At 70.0% G+C, this 22,984-nt stretch carries 23 protein-coding genes; 11 read left to right on the forward strand and 12 right to left on the reverse strand.

The annotated features are described in order from the left end of the window. The first annotated feature begins 201 nt into the window (after positions 1 to 201). Complete coding sequence (serB, locus tag AOK01_RS23345; RefSeq protein ID WP_055514825.1) at positions 202 to 1,431, forward strand: phosphoserine phosphatase SerB; 1,230 nt, start codon at positions 202 to 204, stop codon at positions 1,429 to 1,431. Between the two features lie 98 nt (positions 1,432 to 1,529). Here serB and AOK01_RS23350 read toward each other — a convergent pair whose 3' ends face one another. The 4 genes from AOK01_RS23350 to AOK01_RS23360 form a co-directional block, all read right to left on the reverse strand. Continuing rightward, on the reverse strand, positions 1,530 to 2,048 hold the full coding sequence (locus AOK01_RS23350) for a SixA phosphatase family protein (protein ID WP_055514827.1): 519 nt from the start codon (positions 2,046 to 2,048) through the stop codon (positions 1,530 to 1,532). Between the two features lie 109 nt (positions 2,049 to 2,157). Continuing rightward, on the reverse strand, positions 2,158 to 2,370 hold the full coding sequence (locus tag AOK01_RS23355) for a hypothetical protein (RefSeq protein WP_055514829.1): 213 nt from the start codon (positions 2,368 to 2,370) through the stop codon (positions 2,158 to 2,160). Between the two features lie 249 nt (positions 2,371 to 2,619). Continuing rightward, complete coding sequence (locus tag AOK01_RS46190; protein WP_107099895.1) at positions 2,620 to 2,736, reverse strand: SGM_5486 family transporter-associated protein; 117 nt, start codon at positions 2,734 to 2,736, stop codon at positions 2,620 to 2,622. Between the two features lie 136 nt (positions 2,737 to 2,872). Further along, positions 2,873 to 4,258: a cyanate MFS transporter gene (locus tag AOK01_RS23360; RefSeq protein ID WP_055514865.1), complete on the reverse strand. Its 1,386-nt coding sequence runs from the start codon at positions 4,256 to 4,258 to the stop codon at positions 2,873 to 2,875. Positions 4,259 to 4,319: 61 nt separating this feature from the next. On the opposite strand from AOK01_RS23360, the gene AOK01_RS23365 reads away from it, so the two are divergent. Then, positions 4,320 to 5,024 carry a FadR/GntR family transcriptional regulator gene (locus tag AOK01_RS23365; protein WP_055514832.1) on the forward strand — a complete coding sequence of 235 codons (705 nt, stop codon included), beginning with the start codon at positions 4,320 to 4,322 and terminating at the stop codon, positions 5,022 to 5,024. Here AOK01_RS23365 and AOK01_RS23370 read toward each other — a convergent pair. The 3 genes from AOK01_RS23370 to fabG form a co-directional block, all read right to left on the reverse strand. After that, positions 5,008 to 5,334: a hypothetical protein gene (locus AOK01_RS23370; protein WP_055514866.1), complete on the reverse strand. Its 327-nt coding sequence runs from the start codon at positions 5,332 to 5,334 to the stop codon at positions 5,008 to 5,010. The two genes, AOK01_RS23365 and AOK01_RS23370, sit on opposite strands and share 17 nt — an antisense overlap. 292 nt (positions 5,335 to 5,626) lie before the next feature. Then, the gene (gene fabI, locus AOK01_RS23375) at positions 5,627 to 6,397 is read right to left on the reverse strand and encodes an enoyl-ACP reductase FabI (protein ID WP_055514834.1); all 771 of its coding nucleotides are present in this window, start codon (positions 6,395 to 6,397) and stop codon (positions 5,627 to 5,629) included. 5 nt (positions 6,398 to 6,402) lie between these two features. Beyond that, on the reverse strand, positions 6,403 to 7,122 hold the full coding sequence (fabG, locus tag AOK01_RS23380; RefSeq protein ID WP_055514837.1) for a 3-oxoacyl-[acyl-carrier-protein] reductase: 720 nt from the start codon (positions 7,120 to 7,122) through the stop codon (positions 6,403 to 6,405). A 373-nt stretch (positions 7,123 to 7,495) separates the two neighbouring features. On the opposite strand from fabG, the gene AOK01_RS44455 reads away from it, so the two are divergent. The 4 genes from AOK01_RS44455 (at position 7,496) to tyrS (ending at position 12,100) form a co-directional block, all read left to right on the forward strand. Further along, on the forward strand, positions 7,496 to 7,675 hold the full coding sequence (locus AOK01_RS44455) for a hypothetical protein (RefSeq protein ID WP_055514839.1): 180 nt from the start codon (positions 7,496 to 7,498) through the stop codon (positions 7,673 to 7,675). Between the two features lie 170 nt (positions 7,676 to 7,845). Then, positions 7,846 to 9,369, forward strand: coding sequence for a TldD/PmbA family protein (locus AOK01_RS23390; protein WP_055514841.1), 1,524 nt, complete (start codon positions 7,846 to 7,848; stop codon positions 9,367 to 9,369). Then, positions 9,366 to 10,760, forward strand: coding sequence for a metallopeptidase TldD-related protein (locus AOK01_RS23395; RefSeq protein ID WP_055514843.1), 1,395 nt, complete (start codon positions 9,366 to 9,368; stop codon positions 10,758 to 10,760). The genes AOK01_RS23390 and AOK01_RS23395 overlap by 4 nt, the downstream gene beginning before the upstream one ends. Before the next feature lie 77 nt (positions 10,761 to 10,837). Beyond that, a complete protein-coding gene (tyrS, locus tag AOK01_RS23400; RefSeq protein WP_055514845.1) occupies positions 10,838 to 12,100 on the forward strand; it encodes a tyrosine--tRNA ligase in 1,263 nt (420 codons plus the stop codon). Positions 12,101 to 12,272: 172 nt separating this feature from the next. Here tyrS and AOK01_RS23405 read toward each other — a convergent pair whose 3' ends face one another. Beyond that, positions 12,273 to 12,557 (reverse strand): GlsB/YeaQ/YmgE family stress response membrane protein, encoded by a 285-nt coding sequence (locus AOK01_RS23405; RefSeq protein ID WP_055514847.1) that lies wholly within the window; start codon positions 12,555 to 12,557, stop codon positions 12,273 to 12,275. Between the two features lie 216 nt (positions 12,558 to 12,773). On the opposite strand from AOK01_RS23405, the gene AOK01_RS23410 reads away from it, so the two are divergent. After that, on the forward strand, positions 12,774 to 13,211 hold the full coding sequence (locus AOK01_RS23410; protein WP_055514849.1) for a DUF3099 domain-containing protein: 438 nt from the start codon (positions 12,774 to 12,776) through the stop codon (positions 13,209 to 13,211). 212 nt (positions 13,212 to 13,423) lie between these two features. Beyond that, the gene (locus AOK01_RS23415; RefSeq protein ID WP_079103682.1) at positions 13,424 to 13,717 is read left to right on the forward strand and encodes a hypothetical protein; all 294 of its coding nucleotides are present in this window, start codon (positions 13,424 to 13,426) and stop codon (positions 13,715 to 13,717) included. A 4-nt stretch (positions 13,718 to 13,721) separates the two neighbouring features. On the opposite strand, the gene moaA is transcribed toward AOK01_RS23415, so the two are convergent. From moaA to AOK01_RS23430, 3 genes are all read right to left on the reverse strand, one after another. Then, the gene (gene moaA, locus AOK01_RS23420) at positions 13,722 to 14,711 is read right to left on the reverse strand and encodes a GTP 3',8-cyclase MoaA (RefSeq protein WP_055514851.1); all 990 of its coding nucleotides are present in this window, start codon (positions 14,709 to 14,711) and stop codon (positions 13,722 to 13,724) included. A 271-nt stretch (positions 14,712 to 14,982) separates the two neighbouring features. Continuing rightward, positions 14,983 to 16,626 (reverse strand): solute symporter family protein, encoded by a 1,644-nt coding sequence (locus AOK01_RS23425; protein ID WP_055514852.1) that lies wholly within the window; start codon positions 16,624 to 16,626, stop codon positions 14,983 to 14,985. Further along, positions 16,623 to 16,979, reverse strand: coding sequence for a DUF485 domain-containing protein (locus AOK01_RS23430; protein WP_055514854.1), 357 nt, complete (start codon positions 16,977 to 16,979; stop codon positions 16,623 to 16,625). Before AOK01_RS23430 ends, AOK01_RS23425 begins: the two co-directional genes overlap by 4 nt. A gap of 487 nt (positions 16,980 to 17,466) precedes the next feature. On the opposite strand from AOK01_RS23430, the gene AOK01_RS23435 reads away from it, so the two are divergent. The 3 genes from AOK01_RS23435 (at position 17,467) to AOK01_RS23445 (ending at position 21,965) form a co-directional block, all read left to right on the forward strand. Then, positions 17,467 to 18,993, forward strand: coding sequence for a S8 family peptidase (locus AOK01_RS23435; protein WP_055514856.1), 1,527 nt, complete (start codon positions 17,467 to 17,469; stop codon positions 18,991 to 18,993). 141 nt (positions 18,994 to 19,134) lie between these two features. Then, positions 19,135 to 20,679, forward strand: a complete 1,545-nt coding sequence (locus tag AOK01_RS23440; RefSeq protein ID WP_055514858.1) for a S8 family peptidase — start codon at positions 19,135 to 19,137, stop codon at positions 20,677 to 20,679. Between the two features lie 251 nt (positions 20,680 to 20,930). After that, entirely contained in the window at positions 20,931 to 21,965 is a 1,035-nt protein-coding gene (locus AOK01_RS23445; protein ID WP_055514860.1) for a CopD family protein, read from the forward strand. Here AOK01_RS23445 and AOK01_RS23450 read toward each other — a convergent pair. After that, positions 21,934 to 22,842, reverse strand: a complete 909-nt coding sequence (locus tag AOK01_RS23450) for a sterol desaturase family protein (protein WP_055514863.1) — start codon at positions 22,840 to 22,842, stop codon at positions 21,934 to 21,936. The two genes, AOK01_RS23445 and AOK01_RS23450, sit on opposite strands and share 32 nt — an antisense overlap. Positions 22,843 to 22,984 lie beyond the last annotated feature (142 nt).

Here is a 22,984-nt window from a genome sequence, read left to right on the forward strand (position 1 = left end):
CCCCTGTGCACCCTCGGCCAGGGCCGCCCGCCCGCCCCGCAGGCCGGGCGGGCGGCCCTGACCGAGGGTGCACAGGGGCCGGACACGGCGCGTACACGGGCTGTGCGGGCCGTGTCCATCCAGACGACATGTACTGTTCCCCGTCCGTCAGGCGGACCTGGGGGGCGTGCGGCACGGAGTGCCGGATACGGTGGAAACACCATGAGCGCATCGCAAACCTCAGATGTCCCCACGGATGTCCCCATTGATGTCCCTACTCTCCTTGTCAAGATCTTCGGCAAGGACCGCCCCGGAATCACTGCCGGGCTCTTCGACACCCTCGCCGCCTACTCGGTCGAGGTGGTCGACATCGAGCAGGTCGTCACCCGTGGCCGGATCGTCCTGTGCGCGCTCGTGACCCATCCGCCGGCCGGCCTCGAAGGCGATCTGCGCGCCACGGTGCACAGCTGGGCGGACTCGATGAAGCTGCAGGCCGAGATCATCTCCGGGCACGGCGACAACCGGCCGCGCGGGCACGGCAGGTCACTGGTGACCGTCCTCGGGCATCCGCTCACCGCGGAGTCGACGTCCGCCATCGCCGCCCGGATCACCGGAACCGGCGGCAACATCGACCGTATCTTCCGGCTGGCCAAGTACCCCGTGACAGCGGTCGAGTTCGCCGTGTCCGGTACGAAGACCGAGGAGCTGCGGACCGCTCTGGTGACCGAGGCCGCGGCCCTCGGCGTCGACATCGCGGTGGTCGCGGCCGGACTGCACCGACGGGCCCAGCGCCTGGTCGTCATGGACGTGGACTCCACGCTCATCCAGGACGAGGTCATCGAGCTCTTCGCGGCGCACGCCGGCTGCGAGGACGAGGTCGCCGAGGTAACGGCAGCCGCGATGCGCGGGGAGTTGGACTTCGAGCAGTCGCTGCACGCACGCGTGCAGCTGCTCGCGGGGCTCGACGCCTCCGTGGTGGACAAGGTGCGCAGCGAGGTACGGCTGACACCGGGAGCGCGCACGCTCATCCGTACGCTGAAGCGGCTCGGCTTCCAAGTCGGTGTCGTCTCGGGCGGGTTCACCCAGGTGACGGACGACCTGAAGGAGCGGCTCGGGCTCGACTTCGCCCAGGCCAACACGCTGGAGATCATCGACGGGAAGCTGACGGGCAGGGTCACCGGCGAGATCGTGGACCGCGCGGGCAAGGCGCGGCTGCTGCGCCGGTTCGCCGCGGAGGCGGGTGTGCCGCTCGGCCAGACGGTGGCGATCGGCGACGGCGCCAACGACCTGGACATGCTCAACGCGGCCGGTCTCGGAGTCGCCTTCAACGCCAAGCCTGTGGTGCGCCAGGCCGCGCACACCGCGGTGAGCTTCCCCTTCCTCGACACGGTCCTCTACCTGCTGGGCGTGACACGCGAAGAGGTCGAGGCGGCGGACATGCACGTGGACTGAGCGGGGACGGGAACGGGGTCCGGGAATGGGGCTCGGCACCACGGTGGCCACCACCGTGTCGGGCCCCGTCCCCGCTCCTGTCCCCGCTCACGGTGTGTTCACTCGGACGGGCCCCAGAAGTCCTGCAGTGTGGCCGTACCGGGCTCCAGGCTCTTCCACGAGCCGGTGAAGGAGAGCACGGCGAAGCCGGCGGTGGGGAATTCGCGGCGGCTCATCCGCTCCTGCGCGTCCCCTTCGGCCTGGCTCGCCAGGATGTCGGCCAGGCCGTGCACGCCGGGGTTGTGGCCGATCAGCAGGGTGCTCCGCACGTCGTCCGGGGTTTCGTTGAGCACAGCGATCAGCACTCCGGGGGATGCTTCGTAGAGCCGCTCCTCATAGACCGTTTTCGGCCGGTGCGGGAGCTCGTGGACCGCCAGCTTCCATGTCTCGCGGGTCCGGTGCGCGGTCGAGCAGATGGCCAGGTCGAAGGGGATGCCGCTGTCGGCCAGTTTGCGTCCGGCGACGGCGGCGTCCTTGCGGCCCCGCTCGGCGAGTGGACGCTCATGGTCGGGCACGTCGGGCCAGTCGGCCTTCGCATGCCGGAAAAGGACAATCCTGCGGGGTTCTGCGACGCTCATGGTTCCCAGCTTCGCACGAAACACGCCACGGGGCGCAGGGAGTTGCCATGGGGCACAGGGAGTTGATGCGCCGCCCCGCCACGAGGCGCGGGGAGCCTCAGGAGGGAGCTCAGGAGCCGTTGTGCGCCAGGATCTGCCGGATCCGCTCGAAGAGGTCACCGACCGCCTGGTCCGCGCCCGCCGCGTGGGCGTCCGCGGGGTTCATTATCAGCAGCAGCGCCACGAAGGCGAGCGCTGGGAGGACGAGCGCCCACCAGGGCAGTCGGGTGTCGACGCCGCGCCCGGTCGCCGGGTGGGGCGGGGTGTGCGTTGGGGCCGACATGCCGCCTCCGTGGGGCTTCGAGTGGTTCCGTGTCCGCGTCCTCGCGGTCACATCTCGAAGGTACGGACTCGGGACCCCTCAACCCATCCGGTGATCCACCCACTTGACCCTGACACTCGCCCCCTAGGGGGTGGTGGGGATAGCCCCACCCCCGCGTACCCGCGCGTCGCACAACAGGCGGCGCGGAGGGGGCACGGCCGAAGGACCGGCCGCCCCGATCAGGCCCTTCCGGACCTGTCAGGGACTCGTTCAGGGGGAGGCGATCGTCGCGATGACTCCGATGACCACGAAGATGAGGAGGAACGCGCCGAAGACGAGCAGCATCTTCTTCTGGCCGTCCTTGGGGTTCGGATCGAGCACGGGCATACGCCAAGTCTCGCACTCCTCGCCCGGCTCCCCACCGGTGGGGTCGGCACGCCGCGAGCAGGGCCGTCCCTGCCCCGGCACGTCAGCACGCAGAGGTCACCGCGCGGCGTCACCGCACTGCGCCACCGCACTGCGGTCACCGCGCGGCCTCGTCCTCCACGGTGCGGTCGCGGCCCGCCAGGACGCCCACCACGATCTGCGGGACCATCAGGCCCGCCATGAGCGCGATCGGCAGCCCCCAGCCGCCACTGTGCTGGTAGAGCACGCCCACCAGCAGCGGGCCGGGGATCGAGATGAGGTAGCCGGTGCTCTGCGCGAAGGCCGACAGCTGCACGACCCCCGCGCCGGTCCTGGCCCGCATGCCGACCATCGTGAGGGCCAGCGGGAACGCGCAGTTGGCGATACCGAGCAGCACGGCCCACGCCCAGGCACCGCCCGCCGGAGCGAGGTAGAGCCCTCCGTAGCCGGCGAATCCGCAGAGGCCGAGGACGACCACGATCGGCCCCTGGTGAGGCAGCCGGGTGGCCAGCCGCGGTATGACGAAGGCCAGCGGGACGCCCATCACCATCGTGACGGCGAGCAGCAGTCCGGCGGTGCCCGCGGACACACCGGCGTCCCGGAAGATCTGCGCCATCCAGCCCATCGTGACGTAGGCGGCGGTGGCCTGGAGCCCGAAGAAGACGGCGAGCGCCCACGCGGTACGGCTCCGGGTGATACGCAGCGGGGCGGGCTCCTGACCTGTTTCGGCAGCCACAACCGAGGCCGAGGCCGAGACGGAAGCCGGACCCGAGGCCGATGCGGAAGCCGGACCCGAGGCCGGTGCGGAGGCGGAGACCGGTGCGGAGGCGGTCCCGGCAGACAACACCGTGCCCTTGGCCCGTGCGAGAGGGATCCACGGCAGGACGGCGACGGCCGCGAGCCCCGCCCAGACGGCGAGTCCCCACTGCCAGTCGCCGCCCAGGGACCGGGTCATGGGCACGGTGACGGCGGCCGCGACGGCGGTGCCGAGGGCGAGGGCCATGGAGTAGAGGCCGGTCATGGTGCCGACCCGGTCCGGGAACCAGCGCTTGACGATCACCGGCATGAGGACGTTGCTGACCGCGATGCCCATGAGCGCGAGGGCACTGGCGACGAGGAAGCCGACCGTGTTCCCGGCGAAGGGCCGGATCGCCAGGCCCGCGGCGATCGCCAGCATGCCGGCGCAGACCACGGCGGCGGGTCCGAAGCGGCGGGCGAGGCGCGGTGCCATGACACCGAAGACGGCGAAGCAGAGCGACGGTACGGAGGTGAGGAGCCCGGCGACGCTGCCGCTCATGCCGAGCCCGTCGCGCACCTCTTCCAGGAGGGCGCCCAGGCTGGTGATGGCGGGACGCAGGTTGAGAGCCGTCAGGACGATGCCGACGATCACCAGACGCGTCAGCCACGCGCGCGTGGCAGGCGGACGGAGGCCCGTGTCCTGCGCGGAGCTGCGTATCGGACGTATCGGTGGGGACGTGGTCGTCGCGGTTTCCTCGCCAGTCATGAACCCCATCATAGAATCATGGGATGATTGGTTGTCCAATCCCCTGGCGCGAAGGACCGTCATGCCGCTGAGTCACCCCCGCCGTTCGGCACTGTCCGAGCAGGTCATCGCCGCGTTGCGGAACCAGATCACCTCGGGTGAGTGGCCCGTGGGCTCCCGCATCCCCACCGAGCCGGAGCTGGTCGAGCAGCTGGGTGTCGCCCGCAACACGGTCCGGGAGGCCGTCCGGGCGCTCGCGCACAACGGCCTGCTCGACATCCGCCAGGGTTCGGGCACCTACGTCGTGGCGACCAGTGAGCTGGCCGGTGTGATGCACCGCCGGTTCGCGGACGCCGACCCGCGGCACATCGCCGAGCTGCGCTCCACGCTGGAGTCGAGCGCGGCGAGGCTGGCCGCCGGGCGCCGCACCGAGCGCGATCTCAAACAGCTGGACGCCCTCCTCGTACGCCGGGAGGAGGCCTGGGAGTCGGGTGACGCGGAGGCCTTCGTGGCCGCCGACACGACCTTCCACCTGGCCGTGGTCGCCGCGTCCCACAACGACGTCATGACGGCGATGTACGCGGACCTGGGCGAGGTCGTGCGCGACTGGCTGCGCGAGGACGTCGGCGAGGAGCTGACGCCCGAGACGCACATGGACCACACGCGCCTGGTGGACGCGATCCGCACGGGCGACGCGCAGACGGCGGCCTCTGAGGCAGCCGGCTATCCGTTCCTGTGCCGCCCGGGGCGGCCGAGGAGCGCGGGGAACGTCACTTCTGGTGGCTGACCCACGCCGAGCGGACTTCCTTCCAGCAGCGGCCGGTCAGCCGGACGTTCTGCGCGGGGCCCGCCTCGACCCTCGTCCCGTCGGCGTCGATGTCCCACCACCGCTCGCACTCGATGTGCAGACCGACATGGTCGGGCTCCGGATACGGATTGTGGCAGTACGCCATCACGTCCGAGCCGTCGACGACGGTCCGGCACACCGCTCCGAAGGGCCGCTCCTCCACGGGCACGCGCGCGTGGGACGCGGCTTTCGCGGTGTGCGACGCGGCACCCGAGGGCACCGCGAGCAGGAGGGTCAGAGCGGCGAACAGTGCGGTGGACGGCGCCGCGAAGCCGTTCCTGTGGAGCCGATGCTCGCATCGGAGCTGGGACAGGCGCACAAGGGGACCTCCTCGGCTGGGCTCGGGAGGGTCGCGGGAGAAGAACTCCGACTCCAGAGTGGGCCGTTACCCCTCTTGGCCGCCCGACTGGTACGGCCGAACGGGTGACGCCCCGCTCCCCGCACACTGCGGGAAACGGGGCGCCGACACCGTACGTAGGCATTCCCGTAAGCACTCCCGTGAACACTCACGTAAGCGCTCGCGTAAACGCTTGCACAAGCGTTTACGCGCCGATCGCGTGCAGCCCGCCGTCGACGTGGATGATCTCGCCGGTGGTCTTCGGGAACCAGTCGCTGAGCAGCGCGACGACACCACGGCCGGCCGGCTCGGGGTCCTTGAGGTCCCACTCCAGGGGCGAGCGGTTGTCCCAGACGGAGGCCAGCTCGGTGAAGCCCGGGATGGACTTGGCGGCCATCGAGCCGAGCGGGCCGGCCGAGATGAGGTTGGAGCGCACGTTCTGCTTGCCCAGGTCGCGGGCGAGGTAGCGGTTGGTGGCTTCCAGGGCGGCCTTGGCCGGGCCCATCCAGTCGTACTGCGGCCAGGCGTACTGGGCGTCGAAGGTGAGGCCGACGACCGAGCCGCCGCCGTTCTGCATCAGCGGCAGGCAGGCCATGGTCAGCGACTTCAGGGAGAAGGCGGACACGTGCATGGCCGTGGCGACCGACTCGAACGGCGTGTTCAGGAAGTTGCCGCCCAGGGCGTCCTGCGGGGCGAAGCCGATGGAGTGTACGACGCCGTCGAGGCTGCCCAGTTCCTCGCCCACGGCCTCGGCGAGCCGCCCGAGGTGCTCGTCGTTCGTCACGTCGAGTTCGAGGACCTTGGTGGGCTTGGGAAGCTTCTTCGCGATGCGCTCGGTCAGCGTGGGCCGCGGGAACGCGGTCAGGATGATCTCGGCGCCCTGCTCCTGGGCCAGCTTCGCGGTGTGGAAGGCGATGGACGCCTCCGTCAGCACACCGGTGATCAGGACGCGCTTGCCCTCAAGAATTCCGCTCATGGTGATCAGTGACCCATTCCCAGTCCGCCGTCTACGGGGATGACGGCTCCAGTGATGTACGAGGCCTCTTCCGAGGCGAGGAACCGCACCGTCGCGGCGATCTCCTCGGGCTGCGCGTACCGCCCGAGCGGCACCTGCTTCACGATGGCCTCGCGCTGCTCGTCGGTGAGCGCCTTGGTCATGTCGGTGTCGACGAAGCCGGGCGCGACGACGTTGAAGGTGAGGTTGCGCGAGCCCAGCTCACGGGCGAGCGAGCGGGCGAACCCGACCAGGCCGGCCTTGGAGGCGGCGTAGTTCGCCTGGCCCGCCGAGCCGAGGAGGCCGACCACCGAGGAGATGAGCACGACGCGGCCCTTCCTGGCGCGCAGCATGCCGCGGTTGGCGCGCTTCACGACCCGGAAGGTGCCCGTCAGGTTGGTGTCCAGGACGGACGTGAAGTCCTCCTCGGACATCCGCATCAGCAACTGGTCCTTGGTGACACCCGCGTTGGCGACGAGCACCTCGACCGGGCCGTGCTCGGCCTCGATCTCCTTGTAGGCCTGCTCCACCTGCTCACTGTCGGTGATGTCGCACTTGACCGCGAGGCAGCCCAGGTCGGTGAGGGCGGCCGGGGGCTCGCCCGAACGGTACGTGATCGCGACCTTGTCGCCCGCGTCGGCGAACATGCGGGCGATGGCGAGGCCGATGCCCCGGTTTCCTCCGGTGACGAGAACCGAGCGGCTCAACGGATCACCCTTTCGATAGCCGGTCTGGTGCCCCCTGCGTGGCAGGCGGCTTCCTCGAAAACCTATCGGTCCCGCCCGGCTCGCAGAGAATCGGGCACCGACAGTGGCTCACCCGGCCCACTGTCGGATCCCTACAGTCGTCACGCCTTACCGGTCACCCGCCATGCCAGGGGCGTGAGCCGACAGGCCCTCGACGCGCGCCGTCTCCAGCATCCCGCGGCCGTACGTCACCAGCGCGGTCAGGTCGTCACGCAACGTCATGGCGACTCGCCACATCCTCGCTCCGCGACGCCGACACCTCACCCGGGGTACCCCGTCGGAACCCGGCACCGGATCTGCTTCCCGATCGGCGACCGGCACACGGGTCCGGGTCATGGACGTTGACCGCGATCCCGAACACGGCCACATGCGCCTCCACGACCAGCGGTACGTGATCCCCGCAGGCCCGCACCGAATTGCCGACCAGCTGCGCCGCGTCAGCCGCGAGCCGCTGCGCTGCACCGCATCCGAGTGGGCCGCGTTCCGCGAGGGTGTGATCTCCGGGGAACTCTGAATCCGACGGCACGACGATGGCCGCCCCCGCGAAGCACGGGAGGCGGCCGTCTGCTGTCCCAGGACCAGAACGTGAATCCGTTGGAAGCCGGGGTGTCGGCGCTGCATGATTCACTGCGAGACATCGAGACATCGAGACATCCCGACAACGGTGACAAGGGGAGGCCCCTCGTGGCCCACGAGGTCGATCAGTCATTCCTGGCACTGCCCCTACGGGCCCTGGCCGACGCCGCGCTCGCCCGTGCCCGCGCGCTCGGCGCCGACCATGCGGACTTCCGGTTCGAGCGGGTGCGCGGCGCGTCCTGGCGGCTGCGCGACGCGAAGCCCGCGGGGTCCTCGGACACCACTGACCTGGGGTACGCGGTGCGGGTCGTGCACGGCGGGACCTGGGGGTTCGCGTCGGGCGTGGATCTGACGATGGACGCCGCCGCGAAGGTCGCGTCGCAGGCCGTGGCGATGGCCAAGCTGTCGGCGCAGGTGATCAAGGCCGCCGGGTCGGACGAGCGCGTGGAGCTGGCGGACGAGCCCGTGCACGCCGACAGGACCTGGGTCTCCTCGTACGAGATCGACCCCTTCTCCGTACCGGCCGAGGAGAAGTCCGGGCTGCTGGCCGAGTGGAGTGCGCGGCTGCTCGCGGCGGACGGTGTCAGTCATGTGGACGCCTCGCTGATGACGGTGCACGAGAACAAGTTCTACGCGGACACGGCGGGCACGGTGACCACCCAGCAGCGGGTCAGGCTGCACCCCCAGCTGACCGCCGTGGCCGTCGACGAGTCGAGCGGCGAGTTCGACTCGATGCGCACGATCGCGCCGCCCGTCGGGCGTGGCTGGGAGTACCTGACCGGTACCGGCTGGGACTGGGCCGACGAGTTGGAGCGGATCCCGGAGCTACTTGCCGAGAAGATGCGGGCACCGAGCGTCACGGCGGGACTGTACGACCTGGTCGTCGACCCGTCCAACCTGTGGCTGACCATCCACGAGTCCATCGGGCACGCCACCGAGCTGGACCGTGCGCTCGGTTACGAGGCCGCGTACGCCGGGACCTCGTTCGCGACCTTCGACCAGCTGGGCAAGCTGAAGTACGGCTCCGAGCTGATGAACGTCACCGGTGACCGCACCGCCGAGCACGGTCTCTCGACCGTCGGGTACGACGACGAGGGCGTGGCCGGGCAGTCCTGGGACCTGGTGAAGGACGGAACGCTCGTCGGCTACCAGCTGGACCGCAGGATCGCGAAGCTGACCGGCTTCGAGCGGTCCAACGGCTGCGCGTACGCCGACTCCCCCGGCCATGTGCCCGTACAGCGCATGGCGAACGTGTCGCTCCAGCCGGATCCCGCCGGGATGTCCACCGAGGACCTCATCGGGAGTGTCGACCGCGGGATCTACGTCGTCGGCGACCGTTCGTGGTCGATCGACATGCAGCGCTACAACTTCCAGTTCACCGGCCAGCGGTTCTTCAAGATCGAGAACGGGCGGATCACGGGCCAGCTGCGGGATGTCGCCTACCAGGCGACGACCACGGACTTCTGGGGCTCGATGGCGGCGGTCGGCGGCCCGCAGACGTACGTCCTGGGTGGTGCCTTCAACTGCGGCAAGGCCCAGCCCGGCCAGGTCGCGGCGGTCTCGCACGGCTGCCCGTCCGCCCTCTTCAAGGGCGTCAACATTCTCAACACCACGCAGGAGGCCGGTCGATGAGCGCTCGCACGAACAAGCCGCACGAGATCGTCGAGCGCGCCCTCGGACTGTCCCGGGCGGACGGCTGTGTCGTCATCGCCGACGAGCAGTCGACGGCCAACCTGCGCTGGGCGGGCAACGCGCTGACCACGAACGGCGTCACGCGCGGGCGTACGCTGACCGTCGTCGCGACGGTCGACGGCCGCGAGGGCACCGCCTCCGGAGTCGTCTCGCGCTCGGCCGTGACCGCGGACGAACTGGAGCCGCTGGTGCGTGCCGCCGAGGCCGCGGCCCGCGGGGCGAGCCCCGCCGAGGACGCGCAGCCGCTCGTCGAGGGCGTGCCGGCCTCCCCGGACTTCACGGACGCGCCCGCCGAGACCTCGTCGGCCGTCTTCACGGACTTCGCCCCGGCGCTCGGCGAAGCGTTCGCACGCGCGCGTGCGGGTGGCCGTGAGCTGTACGGCTTCGCCAACCACGAGCTCGTCACCAGCTACCTCGGTACGTCCACGGGCCTGCGGCTGCGCCACGACCAGCCCAACGGGACGCTGGAGCTGAACGCCAAGTCGCCGGACCGTACACGCTCGGCGTGGGCCGGGCGTTCGACGCGTGACTTCAAGGACGTGGACCCGGCGGCGCTCGACGCGGAGCTGGCCGTCCGGCTGGGCTGGGCCGAGCGGCGCGTCGAACTGCCCGCCGGGCGGTACGAGACGCTGCTGCCGCCGACCGCCGTCGCGGACCTGCTGATCTACCAGATGTGGTCGGCGGCGGCCCGCGACGCGGCGGAGGGCCGGACGGTGTTCAGCAAGCCCGGCGGCGGTACGCGCGTCGGCGACCGGCTCACCGAGCTGCCGCTGACCCTGCGCAGCGACCCGCACGCGGCCGGGCTCGAAAGCGCCCCCTTCGTGCTGACGCACTCCTCCGGGGACGACGCCTCCGTCTTCGACAACGGGCTGCCGCTCGGGGCCACGGAGTGGATGCGCGAGGGCGAACTGAAGCATCTGACGAGCACCCGGCACAGCGCCGACCTCACCGGTCTTCCGGTGGCGCCCGGCATCGGCAACCTGATCCTCGACGGCGGCCAGGACACGTCCCTGGAGGAGATGGTCGCCGCCACCGGGCGCGGGCTGCTGCTGACCTGCCTCTGGTACATCCGCGAGGTCGATCCCGCGACGCTGCTCCTCACCGGGCTGACCCGGGACGGCGTCTACCTCGTGGAGAACGGTGAGGTCACGGGTGAGGTGAACAACTTCCGGTTCAACGAGTCGCCGGTGGGGCTGCTGGGGCGGGCGACCGAGGCGGGGCGGACGGAGAAGACGCTGCCGCGCGAGTGGAGCGACTGGTTCACGCGGGCCGCGATGCCTGCGCTGAGGGTGCCCGATTTCAATATGAGCTCTGTCAGTCAGGGCGTATAACCTCGGTAGCCTCGCAGTCGGCTGCCCCTGCGACTGCCACTGGCTGCATGAAGATCATTCAAGGAGACACGAGAACCGTGACGGACATCGTCGACGAGCTGAAGTGGCGCGGCCTTTTCGCCCTGTCCACCGACGAGAACGCACTGCGCAAGGCGCTCGCGGACGGTCCCGTCACGTTCTATTGCGGCTTCGACCCCACCGCGGCCTCGCTGCACGTCGGGCACCTGGTGCAGGTCCTCACCATGCGCCGCCTCCAGCAGGCGGGCCTGCGCCCGCTGGCCCTGGTGGGCGGGGCGACCGGCCAGATCGGCGACCCGCGCCCGACGGCGGAGCGCACGCTGAACGACCCGGAGACGGTCGGCGCCTGGGTCACCCGGCTGCGCTCCCAGATCGAGCCGTTCCTGTCCTTCGAGGGCGAGAACGCCGCGGTGATGGTGAACAACCTGGACTGGACGGCCGGTCTTTCGGCCATCGAGTTCCTCCGGGACATCGGCAAGCACTTCCGCGTCAACAAGATGCTCACCAAGGACTCGGTCGCCCGGCGCCTGGAGTCGCAGGAGGGCATCAGCTACACGGAGTTCAGCTACCAACTGCTCCAGGGCATGGACTTCCTGGAGCTGTACCGAAGGTACGGCTGCACGCTCCAGCAGGGCGGCAGCGACCAGTGGGGCAACCTCACGGCGGGCCTGGACCTGATCCACCGCCTGGAGCCGGACGCCGAGGCGCACTGCATCGCGACGCCGCTGATGGTCAAGGCGGACGGCACCAAGTTCGGCAAGACCGAGGGCGGCGCCGTCTGGCTCGACCCGGAGATGACGACGCCGTACGCGTTCTACCAGTTCTGGCTGAACGTGGACGACCGTGACGTCTCGACGTACCTGCGGATTCTGTCCTTCAGGTCCCGTGCGGAACTGGAGGAGCTGGAGAAGCAGACCGAGGAGCGTCCGCAGGCTCGTGCCGCCCAGCGCGCGCTGGCCGAGGAACTGACCACGCTGGTGCACGGCGCCGGGCAGACCGCGGCCGTGATCGCCGCGTCGCGGGCGCTCTTCGGCCAGGGCGAGCTGGCCGAGCTCGACGCGGCGACGCTGGGCGCGGCGCTCTCCGAGCTGCCGCGCCTCCAGGTCGCCGAGCTCGGCCCTGTGGTGACTCTCTTCGCCGAGGCGGGTCTGGTGGCCAGCAAGTCCGCGGCGCGGCGGACGGTGAAGGAGGGGGGCGCCTACGTGAACAACGTGAAGGTCGCTTCCGAGGACGCCGTTCCTGGCGAGGAGGATCTGCTGCACGGGAGGTGGCTGGTGCTGCGGCGGGGCAAGAAGAATCTCGCGGCCGTTGAGCTCCGCTGAGCGGTAGGTGGCAGCCGGCTGTTCGTACGGTGCGGGTGCGTTGTGGCTTGTCGCGCCGTTCCCCGCGCCCCTGAAGGGCGCGTGCTGAAGGGGCGCCGCCGCTCCTCAGCCCTCAAACGCGAGCAAGGACCGGGGGCGGGTCCTGTGCCGGGCCCGCCCCCTTCTCGTGCGGTCAGGCTCGCTGGCGTTTGGTTTTGTTGCCTCGCATCGCTGTGTAAAGCATGTCTCCCAGGAAGACGATGACGACCGCGGCGGCGAGCTGGAGGGCGTGCCGGCCCCAGTCGATGCCGTCGGTCGCGCCGATGCCGATGCCACGGGCGATCGCGTTGCCCACGATGGCACCGATGATCCCGAAGATCGTGGTGAGCCAGAGCGGACTGTGCTGCTTGCCCGGAATGATCGCCTTGGCCAGCAGGCCCAGTACGAATCCCACGATGATTGCCCACAACCAGCCCATGGCTGCCTCCTCTACGGCTACGGCTCTACGCGAGCATTACGGCCAGTGTCGACCTGTGCGCCGTACGGCGCATGTCGGGCACGCCATACGCGGTACGGCGCAGTCGTCGCCGCCCGACCGGAGGCCGCCCCACTCTCGTGGGCGGCGCACCCGCCGCGTAACGTGGTTGCTCGTACGGGCCGGGGCGCGTCCGACGCGGGTGGGTGGTGGAACGTGATGCGGAAGCAGAGCGACGTCGAGGTCTTCCGGATCACCGGGGCCAGGCAGGGGCTCGCCGACGATGTGCGCGGCAGGCAGCGCCGCTACATCATCTCGATGTCCGTCCGTACGGTCTCCGTGGTCCTCGCGGCCACGCTCTGGAACGTCGAGCGGCATATCGCCGTCGTCGCGCTGGTGCTCGGGCTCCTGCTCCCGTACGTCTCCGTCGTGATCGCCAACGCGGGGCGGGAGAACGCGCCTTCGCTGCCGTCCACCTTCGTGACCGCGCCCACCCGTCCGAGGCTCGCGGAGCCGGACGCCGGCGGTGTCCCGGACAGCAGTGTCCCGGAACCCGTCCCCGGCACCTCGGCCAGCCAGGAAAGCCAGGACAGCCCGGACGACCTGGCGGCCGATCCCGGCGCGCGTCTGCGGGACGAACCGCACGAACGGACCTGAGTACGGGGCTCCGGAAAAAGCGGAATCCCGGCCCCCTACCAAGCTCAAGAAAAGCTCAGATCAATCATGTTGTTCCGTTGCCGGGCGATGGGTTACCCGTGACATACTTGGGTGGCGCTCCGCATCCCCCGTCGGAGCGACAGACCGACGCCGGGCAGCTCCCCCCGTGGCTGCTCGGCGTCGTCCTTTTGGACTCGGCTAGTGTCGGGGACGTGATTCTGAACGTCCCCGGTTCCGACCCCTCTTCTCCGTCCTCCCCCGTCTGTTCCGCGAAGGGCTGCCGTGCGGACGCGGTGTGGGTGCTCGCCTGGAACAACCCGAAGCTGCACACGCCGGAGCGCCGCAAGACATGGCTCGCGTGCGAGGAGCACCGCGACCACCTGTCGCAGTTCCTGGGGGTGCGCGACTTCCTGAAGGACGTGGTGCTCCTGGCGGAGTGGGAATCCGAGTCCGAGTCCTCCGAGTCCGCGGAGCGACCGCCCGCGGAGCGACCGCCCGCGGACTGAGCCGTCAGCCGCCGATCGCCGACATCGGGCGGTCCGGCTGGACGAACGACGGGTCGTCGAGACCCGCTCCGGCCTTCTTCCCCCACATCGCCAGCCGCCAGATCCGGGCGATCTCCTCGTCCGGCGCGTCCGAGCGGAGCGCCGCCCGCAGGTCGGTCTCCTCGCGGGCGAAGAGGCAGGTGCGGACCTGGCCGTCCGCGGTCAGCCGCGTACGGTCGCAGGCCGAACAGAACGGGCGGGTGACCGAGGCGATCACTCCGACCCGGTGCGGACCGCCGTCCACGACCCAGCGCTCGGCGGGGGCCGAGCCCCGCTCGTCGGACCCCTCCTCCGTGAGCTCGAAGCGCGTACGCAGCGAGGCGAGGATGTCGCCGGCGGTGACCATGCCCTCGCGCTTCCAGCCGTGCTGCGCGTCGAGCGGCATCTGCTCGATGAACCGCAGTTCGTAGTCGTTCTCCACGGCCCAGGCGAGCAGGTCCGGCGCCTCGTCCTCGTTCAGTCCGGGCATCAGTACGGAATTGACCTTGACCGGTGTCAGCTCCGCGGCGCGGGCCGCTTCGAGGCCCTCGATGACGTCCTTGTGACGGTCACGGCGGGTGAGGGTCTTGAAGACGTCCGGGCGCAGGGTGTCCAGCGAGACGTTGACCCGGTCGAGGCCGGCGGCCTTCAGGGCGGTCGCGGTGCGCTTGAGGCCGATGCCGTTCGTCGTCAGGGACATCTGGGGGCGGGGGGCGAGTGCTGCCACGCGCTTGACCATCCCCACCAGACCGGGGCGCAGCAGGGGCTCGCCACCGGTGAAGCGGACCTCGGTGATGCCCAGCCGGGTCACCGCGATGTCGATGAGGCGGACGATCTCGTCGTCCGTGAGCAGGTCGGGCTTGGCCAGCCACTGCAGGCCCTCCTCGGGCATGCAGTACGTACACCGGAGGTTGCACCGGTCGGTCAGCGAGACTCGCAGGTCGGTCGCCACCCGGTTGTAGGTGTCGATGAGCACGTGGGCCCCTCCCTCGATACGGACCGCGACACGGACCGAAACGGCTTCGAACGACCGGGTGACCGGGTGACCGGACGGTGGACAGCCGGACAGCCGGACATCCTCGAATTCGAACGATCAGTCGTTCCGATGCACCCGAGCCTACGTGACAGGACCGACAACGAGGGTGGCCCGATCCGACGGGACGCACGGCGGCCGCGTCGTAGGGATCTACGACGCGGCCACTCGGTGTGACGGCCGGTGCGCTCGTCAGGGCGTTGTCAGTGCGTTGTCAGTGGGCTCCGGTTCCGGTGAGGGAGCGGACCTCCAGCTCCGCGTACTTGCCGGCGTCCGGCTCCTCCTTGGACAGGAGGGTGCCGAGCCAGCCCAGCAGGAAGCCGACCGGGATCGAGATGATGCCCGGGTTCTCCAGCGGGAACCAGTGGAAGTCGACGTCCGGGAACATCGAGGTGGCCTTGCCCGAGACGACCGGCGAGAAGAGCACCAGGCCGACCGCGGTGACGAGGCCGCCGTAGATCGACCACAGCGCGCCCTGGGTGGTGAACTTCTTCCAGAAGAGGCTGTAGAGGATCGTCGGCAGGTTGGCGGAGGCGGCGACCGCGAAGGCGAGCGCGACCAGACCGGCGACGTTGAGGTCACGGGCCAGGGCGCCGAGGCCGATGGACACGACACCGATGCCGATGGTGGCGTAGCGGGCGGCCCTGAGCTCTTCCTTCTCGGTGGCCTTGCCCTTCCTGATGACGTTCGCGTAGATGTCGTGGGCGAACGACGAGGACGAGGCCAGGGTCAGACCGGCGACCACCGCGAGGATCGTGGCGAAGGCCACCGCGGAGATCGTGGCGAGCAGGATCGCGCCCCAGGCCGAGTCGACGCCGCCGAGATGCAGGGCGAGCAGTGGCGCGGCCGTGTTGCCCGCCGGGTTGGATTCGACGATCTCCGTCTTGGAGATGAGGGCCGCCGCGCCGAAGCCGAGCGCGATGGTCATCAGGTAGAAGCCGCCGATGATGCCGATCGCCCAGTTCACGGACTTACGCGCGGCCTTGGCGTTGGGGACCGTGTAGAAGCGGATCAGGATGTGCGGCAGGCCCGCGGTACCCAGCACCAGGGCGATGCCCAGCGAGATGAAGTCGATGCTGGAGGTGGTCGTGAGCCCGTACTTCAGCCCCGGCTCCAGGAAGGCCGAACCCTGGCCGCTGTTCTTGGCCGCCTCACCGAGCAGGTCGGAGAGGTTGAAGTCGAACTTGAGCAGCACCAGGAAGGTGATGAGCAGGGTGCCGCTGATGAGCAGCACGGCCTTGACCATCTGGACCCAGGTGGTGCCCTTCATGCCGCCGATGGTGACGTACACGATCATCAGGACGCCGACCAGGGCGACGATGCCGACCTTCCCGGCGTCACTGGTGATACCGAGCAGCAGCGAGACCAGGACGCCCGCGCCCGCCATCTGCGCCAGCAGGTAGAAGATCGAGACGACGATCGTGGAGGTGCCGGCCGCGGTACGGACCGGGCGCTGGCGCATGCGGTAGGCGAGGACGTCGCCCATCGTGTAGCGGCCGGAGTTGCGCAGCGGCTCGGCGACCAGGAGCAGCGCCACCAGCCAGGCGACGAGGAAGCCGATGGAGTACAGGAAGCCGTCGTACCCGAAGAGGGCGATGGCGCCCGCGATGCCGAGGAACGAGGCGGCGGACATGTAGTCGCCGGAGACGGCGAGCCCGTTCTGGAAGGCGCTGAACTGGCGTCCGCCCGCGTAGAAGTCGGCGGCGTCCTTGGTCTGCCGGCCCGCCCAGACGGTGATGACGAGCGTGGCGACGACGAAGACCGCGAACAGGGAGATGATCAGCGGCCGGTGCTCGCTGGCCTCCCCCGCCGCGAGCTGCGCCTGCGCGAGCTGGACCTGAGTGATCGCGGGGCTCATGCGCCGCCCTCCATCCGGGACTTGATCGCCTCGGCCTTGGGGTCGAGCTTGGACGAGGAGTGCCGCTCGTACCACCAGGCGATGAGGAACGTGGTGAGGAACTGGGCGAGGCCCAGGGCGAGGGCAACGTTGAAGTTGCCGAACAGCTTGGTGGCCATGAAGTCGTCCGCGTAGATCGACAGCAGGACGTACAGCACGTACCAGGAGATGAAGCCGATGGTCAGCGGGAAGGCGAAGGAGCGGTGGGCGCGGCGCAGTTCACCGAACTCGGCGCTCTCCTGCACCTCGACGAACTCCGCTGTGGACGGGAGATGAGGTTCGGCTTTCGAGGGGGGTGGTGCGTCGGTGGCCACGGAGTCTCCTCGCGTTGCGGGTGCGGGTGCGGGTTCGACGTCGGATGGGGGTGCTTCAGGATCAGGGGATGGGCCGGGTTCTGGGGACGGACTGGCTGCGGGGGACGGACTGGCTGCGGGCATGGCTGATTTCTGACCTCACGGTGACGTGGATCACGTGTGCCGGGTGGTGATGGTAGGTGCCCCGGGCGTGATCCAACAGAGGGCTCGACGGTGCTCGTGCTCCCTGCTCAACGTCACGGCGCCGCATGGGGCGCGGTTCAACTGCGGGCGCTTCTTTCGGAACTCGTCTTCGGTCTTCGCGAAGACATCCCCGTAAGTCATTGCTGGCCAGGGACGACGGGAGATAGTTTCGGGCCTGCAGCACCCCGTCATGTACCTGCCTGATGCACGTGCCCGACGTACCTGCCTGATGTACCTGCCTGTTGCCTGCCCGAGCACCACCTGTGTTCGGGCCGGTTCCGTTTCCGGATGAAGTGGAGATCCCATGGCTCATCTGCGTTCCAGACGCCGTCTCGCCCTCGCCGTGCCCGTCGTGCTGTCCCTCACCGCCTCGCTCGGCTTCATCCCCGGCGTCGCGTCGGCCGCCCCGCGGTCCGCCGCACCCGCCGTCACCGCGGCCGACGGACCGAACCTCGCGTACGTGGTCAACACGAAGACCGACCACCGCACGATCGGGTCGGTGAAGAAGGAGATAGCCAAGGCCGGCGGCACCGTCGTCACCACGTACGACAGGATCGGCGTCATCGTCGTCCACTCGGCCGACCCCGCGTTCGGACCGCGGATACGCGCCGTGCGCGGCGTCCAGTCCGCCGGTGCCACGCGTACGACACCGCTGACCGCGGCGGGTACGACGGACGAGGGCGCCGTCGACCGCCTGTCGGCCGCCGAGGCCGCCAAGGTCGAGGCCGCGGCCACTCCCCGGAGCGAGCCCCTTGAGGCCGACCAGTGGGACCTGCGCGCGATAGGCGCCGACAAGGCCGCGCGGATCAACCCGGGCAGCAGCAAGGTCACGGTCGCCGTGATCGACACGGGTGTCGACGACACGCACCCGGACCTGGCCCCGAACTTCTCCGCCAAGCAGTCCGCCAACTGTGTGGGCGGCGTGGCCGACACCAGTGAGGGCGCCTGGCGTCCGTACACCGCCGCGGACTACCACGGCACGCATGTCGCCGGTGAGATCGCCGCCGCGCGCAACGGCATCGGCGTCGCCGGTGTCGCGCCCGGTGTGAAGGTCTCCGGCATCAAGGTCAGCGACCCGGACAACGGCCTCTTCTACCCGGAGAGTGTCGTCTGCGCCTTCGTGTTCGCCGCCGACCACGGCGTCGAGATCACGAACAACAGCTATTACGTGGACCCGTGGCTCTACAACTGTGTGGACGACCCCGACCAGAAGGCGATCGTCGACGCGGTGAACCGGGCCCAGCAGTACGCCACGAAGAAGGGCACCCTGCACCTCGCGTCGGCCGGCAACTCCAACCACGACCTGGCCTCGGACGCCATCGTCGACGACTCCAGCCCCGACGACTCGACGCCGGTCACTCGCACGATCGACCCGCACGAGTGCTACGACGTACCGACCCAGCTGCCGGGTGTCGTCACGGTGAGCGCGACCGGCGTACAGAACCTCAAGTCGTACTACTCGACGTACGGCAAGGGTGTCATCGACATCGCGGCTCCCGGTGGTGACCGGCTCTACCAGATCCCGGACACCCCGTCGAAGAACGGCCGCATCCTCTCCACCCTGCCGGGCAACCAGTACGGCTACCTCCAGGGCACGTCGATGGCCTCGCCGCACGCCGCGGGCGTCGCCGCGCTGCTGAAGTCCGAGCACCCGCGGGCGACTCCGGCCCAGCTGCAGGCGCTGCTGAAGGCCCAGGCGGACAACCCGGGCTGCCCGGACTCGTACGACCAGGACGGCAACGGCACGCAGGACGCCACCTGTGAGGGCGGCAAGCGCGTGAACGGCTTCTACGGCTTCGGCGTCGTCGACGCCCTGAAGGCAGTCAAGTAGCCCGATTCTCCCGGCTTTCCCGATCCACTCCGGGATTTCCCGATGCACTCCGGGATTTCCCGCACAGCACGGCCCGCACGGCTGCACAGCAGGTCCCGACAGCACGGCCCGCACGCACTCGCGAAACGAACTGGAGACAGCATGACCGCGCCTACTACGCGCTCACGCCGCGTCATAGCCATCCCGCTGGGAATGGCCATGGCCACGGCTCTCGCCTTCCTGCCGAACGTCAGCGCGTCGGCGGCTCCGGCGGCCGACACGGCCAACGTGACCGACGTGGCCGGAAAGATCTCGGCGGAGGCCACCCCGCTGAGCTACGTCGTCAACGTCCGCGCCGGACACGGCCCTTCGTCTCAGATCAAGAAGGCCATCGCCAAGGCCGGCGGCACGATCGTGACGTCGTACGACCGGATCGGCGTGATCGTCGTCCACTCGTCGAACCCCGACTTCGCCAAGAGCGTCCGCAAGGTGCACGGCGTGCAGTCGGCGGGCTCGACACGTACGGCGCCGCTGCCCGCGCAGTCCACCACCGACGTCGGCACCCCGAAGGTGCTCACCTCGGAGGACGTCGCGGACGTCGAGGCCGCGGCCGGACAGGACCCCCTGGAGCCGCTGCAGTGGGACCTGCCCGCCATCAAGGCGGACAAGGCCCATGAGAAGACCCTCGGGAGCCGCAAGGTCACCGTCGCCGTGATCGACACCGGCGTCGACGACACGCACCCCGACATCGCGCCGAACTTCGACCGCAAGGCGTCGGCCAACTGCGTGTCGGGCAAGGCGGACACGACCGACGGGGCCTGGCGGCCGAGCGCCGCCGAGAGCCCGCACGGCACGCACGTGGCGGGCGAGATCGCCGCCGCGAAGAACGGTGTCGGCGTCACGGGCGTCGCGCCCGGCGTGAAGGTGTCGGGCATCAAGGTCTCCACGACGGAGGGCTTCTTCTACACGGAGGCCGTCGTCTGCGGCTTCATGTGGGCGGCCGAGCACGGCGTGGACGTCACGAACAACAGCTATTACACCGACCCCTGGTACTTCAACTGCAAGAACGACCCGGACCAGAAGGCGCTCGTCGAGGCCCTCGGCCGGGCGACGAAGTACGCGGAGAAGAAGGGGACGGTCAACGTCGCGGCGGCGGGCAACGAGAACTACGACCTCGCCGCGGACGAGATCACCGACCCGACCTCGCCCAACGACACGACTCCCTCGGAGCGTGTCATCGACCCGTCCGAGTGCCTCGACATCCCGACCCAGCTGCCGGGTGTCGTCACGGTCGCGTCGACCGGCGCGAAGGGCATCAAGTCGTCCTTCTCCAACCACGGCCTGGGCGTCATCGACATCGCGGCTCCCGGCGGCGACTCGACGCGCTTCCAGACCCCGGCCCCGCCCGCCACCAGCGGCCTGATCCTCGGCCCGCTGCCTGGCGGCTCGTGGGGATACATGGCCGGTACGTCGATGGCGTCGCCGCACGTCGCGGGCGTGGCCGCGCTCATCAAGTCGACGCACCCGCACGCCTCGGCGGCCCTGGTCAAGGCGCTGCTGTACGCGGAGGCCGACGACACGCCGTGCACCGACCCGTACGACATCGACGGCGACGGCAAGGTCGACGCGGTCTGCGAGGGGCCGAAGAACCGCAACAGCTTCTACGGCCGGGGCACCGCGGACGCGCTGGACGCGGTGACGAAGTAGGGCATCACCTGAAGGGCGTCGCCCGAGGGCGCCGCCCGACGGGCCGGGGCCGGGCAGCCGTGTGCTGCCCGGCCCTTTCGTGCTGCCGACCCGGATTCCCCTCCCGACCCGGATGCCCCTGCCGGATCTGAGTCAGGGGGCGGCCGACGGCGTATGAAAGGGCGAAATGCCCGAGGGGCGGGTGGCATGCGGTTCCCCCAGTCGTTTTCCAGGACTTGCCCGGATCTGGGACGACTGGTGAAGATCTTGAGGTGAGTTCGATAAGACCGACTGCCGACACGGGTGGCGAGGCGGGCGCGCCCCGGGTGAGCGCGGCCTCCGTACAACGTTCCGTCACCGTCCTTGCCCTGGTGGCCCTGGCCGCGCTGATCCCGCTGCTGGGGCCGCCCGTCGCGCTGCGCGGCACGGGCGAGGCCGCCGCGCCCGGAGTGGGCGGCATCGCGCTGCTGCGGACGGTCCTGTTCGCGGCGGTGTGCGTGCCGGCCGGCGAGCTCTTCGTCTCCCGGCTCGTCACCCGGCTGGCCCTCGGGGTGCCCGGAGCTTCGCCGGAGGGCGCCCCGCGCAGCTGGGCCCCGGCCGCGGCCGCTGCCGGTTTCGTCGCCGCGTTGGGTCTCGCCTCGGTGGTGGCCACCGGGAACCTGGTGCCGCGCAGCCTCTCCGACATGGACATCGGCGGGCTCTACCAGTCCAGGGACGGCGCGCTCGCGCTCCTGGAGGTCAACGCGTTCGTCGTGCTGGGCCTGTGCGCCCTGTCGCGCCGCCCGGCCGCCCAGGTGTGGCCGCTGGCCGCGGTGGCCGTCGCGGAGGCGCTGCGCGCCCATCCGACGACCGAGCAGAGTCCGCTGATCGGCGCGGGCCTGACGCTGGTTCACGTGACCTGCGCGGCCCTGTGGGCGGGCGGACTGCTGCACGTGCTGCGCACGCTGCTGCGGTGGCGGACCAGCGCGCCCGGGGAGGGCGTCGCGCTGTTGGGCCTCTACGCGCGCGTGGCGGCCGTCCTGCTCGCCGTGATCACCGCGACGGGCATCTGCAGCACCCTGCGCCGGATGCCGCCGGGCACGGTCCTTGACCAGCTGACGACGACGGCGTACGGGCGCACCCTGCTCGCGAAGGTGCTCCTCGTGGCCGCCGTCGCCGTCCTCGCGCTGTGGGCCCGCAGGCGGCTGCGCCGGGCGGCCGAACCGCTCACCGCGTACTCCCCCGCGCGCGCGGAGGTCGTGGTGCTGGGTCTTGTGGTGGCGGTCTCGGCCGTGCTCACGGCTGTGCCGGTGCCGATCCGCTGGTGACCGCGCGGCCCGCCGGAGCGGGTGCGGGTACGGGTACGGGAGCGGAGTCCGCCGGCTGCCAGCCCGGTCCTCGGAACACCCGCCCGGCCCGCTCGCGCCAGCTCCCCGCCCCTCTCAGGTCCCTGGCGATGGCGGCGTACTCGTGCGTGGCGACCTGGAGCGGGTTGTACGTGCTGATGTTCTTGGTCAGCCCGTACACCGGGCGGTCCGTCTCCGGCACGAACGACCCGAAGAGGCGGTCCCAGACGATCAGGATTCCGCCGAAGTTACGGTCCAGATAGCCGCCCTGGGAGGCGTGGTGGACCCGGTGGTGCGAGGGCGTGTTGAAGACGAACTCGAAGGGCCGGGGCAGTTTGCCGATGCGCTCGGTGTGGATCCAGAACTGGTAGACGAGGTTCGCGGACGAGCAGAACGCGAGCGCGGCCGGATGGACGCCGAGGGCGATGAGGGGCACATAGAACGGCCACACGGTCCAGGTCGTCCAGGGCTGTCGCAGTGCGGTGGTGAGGTTGAACTTCTCGCTGGAGTGGTGCACGACGTGACAGGCCCACAGGATGCGGATCACGTGATGCCCGCGATGGGACCAGTAGTAGAAGAAGTCCTGCGCCAGCAACATCAGTGGCACGGTCCACCACAGGACGGGCACGCGCAGTGGTGTCAGCTCATATATGGCCGTGTAGACGGCGAGGATCGGAATCTTCCACAGGAAGTCGAAGGCCATACTGCCCAGGCCCATCCCGACACTCGTGACGGCGTCCTTCGTCTCGTACCCCGCGGCGGACTCGTCCGGGTGGATCCGGACACTCACCATCTCCACGACGGTGAGCAGCACGAAGGCGGGTATCGACCACAGCACGACGTCGGGCAGGTTCGGCATGAGTGCACCGTAGGACGGCCGGACCCGCCCCGGCTAGACGTAGTTACCCACAAGTATTACCGACGGTACGCAGTTGTTTCCTGGCCATTTCCACCAAGAGACCGCAGGCCCGCCGCCCACGGCTGTCACACCCCCGCCGCCC

Origin of the sequence: Streptomyces aurantiacus (assembly GCF_001418335.1) — a bacterium.
Lineage (GTDB): Bacteria > Actinomycetota > Actinomycetes > Streptomycetales > Streptomycetaceae > Streptomyces > Streptomyces aurantiacus.

Bases quoted from the DNA above. Each gene is read 5' to 3' on its own strand.
- AOK01_RS23360 (WP_055514865.1), bottom strand. From the start codon at position 4,258: ATGACTGGCGAGGAAACCGCGACGACCACGTCCCCACCGATACGTCCG.
- AOK01_RS23435 (WP_055514856.1), top strand. From the start codon at position 17,467: ATGGCTCATCTGCGTTCCAGACGCCGTCTCGCCCTCGCCGTGCCCGTC.
- AOK01_RS23450 (WP_055514863.1), bottom strand. From the start codon at position 22,842: ATGCCGAACCTGCCCGACGTCGTGCTGTGGTCGATACCCGCCTTCGTG.
- AOK01_RS23405 (WP_055514847.1), bottom strand. From the start codon at position 12,557: ATGGGCTGGTTGTGGGCAATCATCGTGGGATTCGTACTGGGCCTGCTG.
- AOK01_RS23395 (WP_055514843.1), top strand. From the start codon at position 9,366: ATGAGCGCTCGCACGAACAAGCCGCACGAGATCGTCGAGCGCGCCCTC.
- AOK01_RS44455 (WP_055514839.1), top strand. From the start codon at position 7,496: ATGGACGTTGACCGCGATCCCGAACACGGCCACATGCGCCTCCACGAC.
- AOK01_RS46190 (WP_107099895.1), bottom strand. From the start codon at position 2,736: ATGCCCGTGCTCGATCCGAACCCCAAGGACGGCCAGAAGAAGATGCTG.
- AOK01_RS23425 (WP_055514852.1), bottom strand. From the start codon at position 16,626: ATGAGCCCCGCGATCACTCAGGTCCAGCTCGCGCAGGCGCAGCTCGCG.
- AOK01_RS23355 (WP_055514829.1), bottom strand. From the start codon at position 2,370: ATGTCGGCCCCAACGCACACCCCGCCCCACCCGGCGACCGGGCGCGGC.
- AOK01_RS23365 (WP_055514832.1), top strand. From the start codon at position 4,320: ATGCCGCTGAGTCACCCCCGCCGTTCGGCACTGTCCGAGCAGGTCATC.
- AOK01_RS23440 (WP_055514858.1), top strand. From the start codon at position 19,135: ATGACCGCGCCTACTACGCGCTCACGCCGCGTCATAGCCATCCCGCTG.
- AOK01_RS23410 (WP_055514849.1), top strand. From the start codon at position 12,774: ATGCGGAAGCAGAGCGACGTCGAGGTCTTCCGGATCACCGGGGCCAGG.
- AOK01_RS23350 (WP_055514827.1), bottom strand. From the start codon at position 2,048: ATGAGCGTCGCAGAACCCCGCAGGATTGTCCTTTTCCGGCATGCGAAG.
- fabI (WP_055514834.1), bottom strand. From the start codon at position 6,397: ATGAGCGGAATTCTTGAGGGCAAGCGCGTCCTGATCACCGGTGTGCTG.
- serB (WP_055514825.1), top strand. From the start codon at position 202: ATGAGCGCATCGCAAACCTCAGATGTCCCCACGGATGTCCCCATTGAT.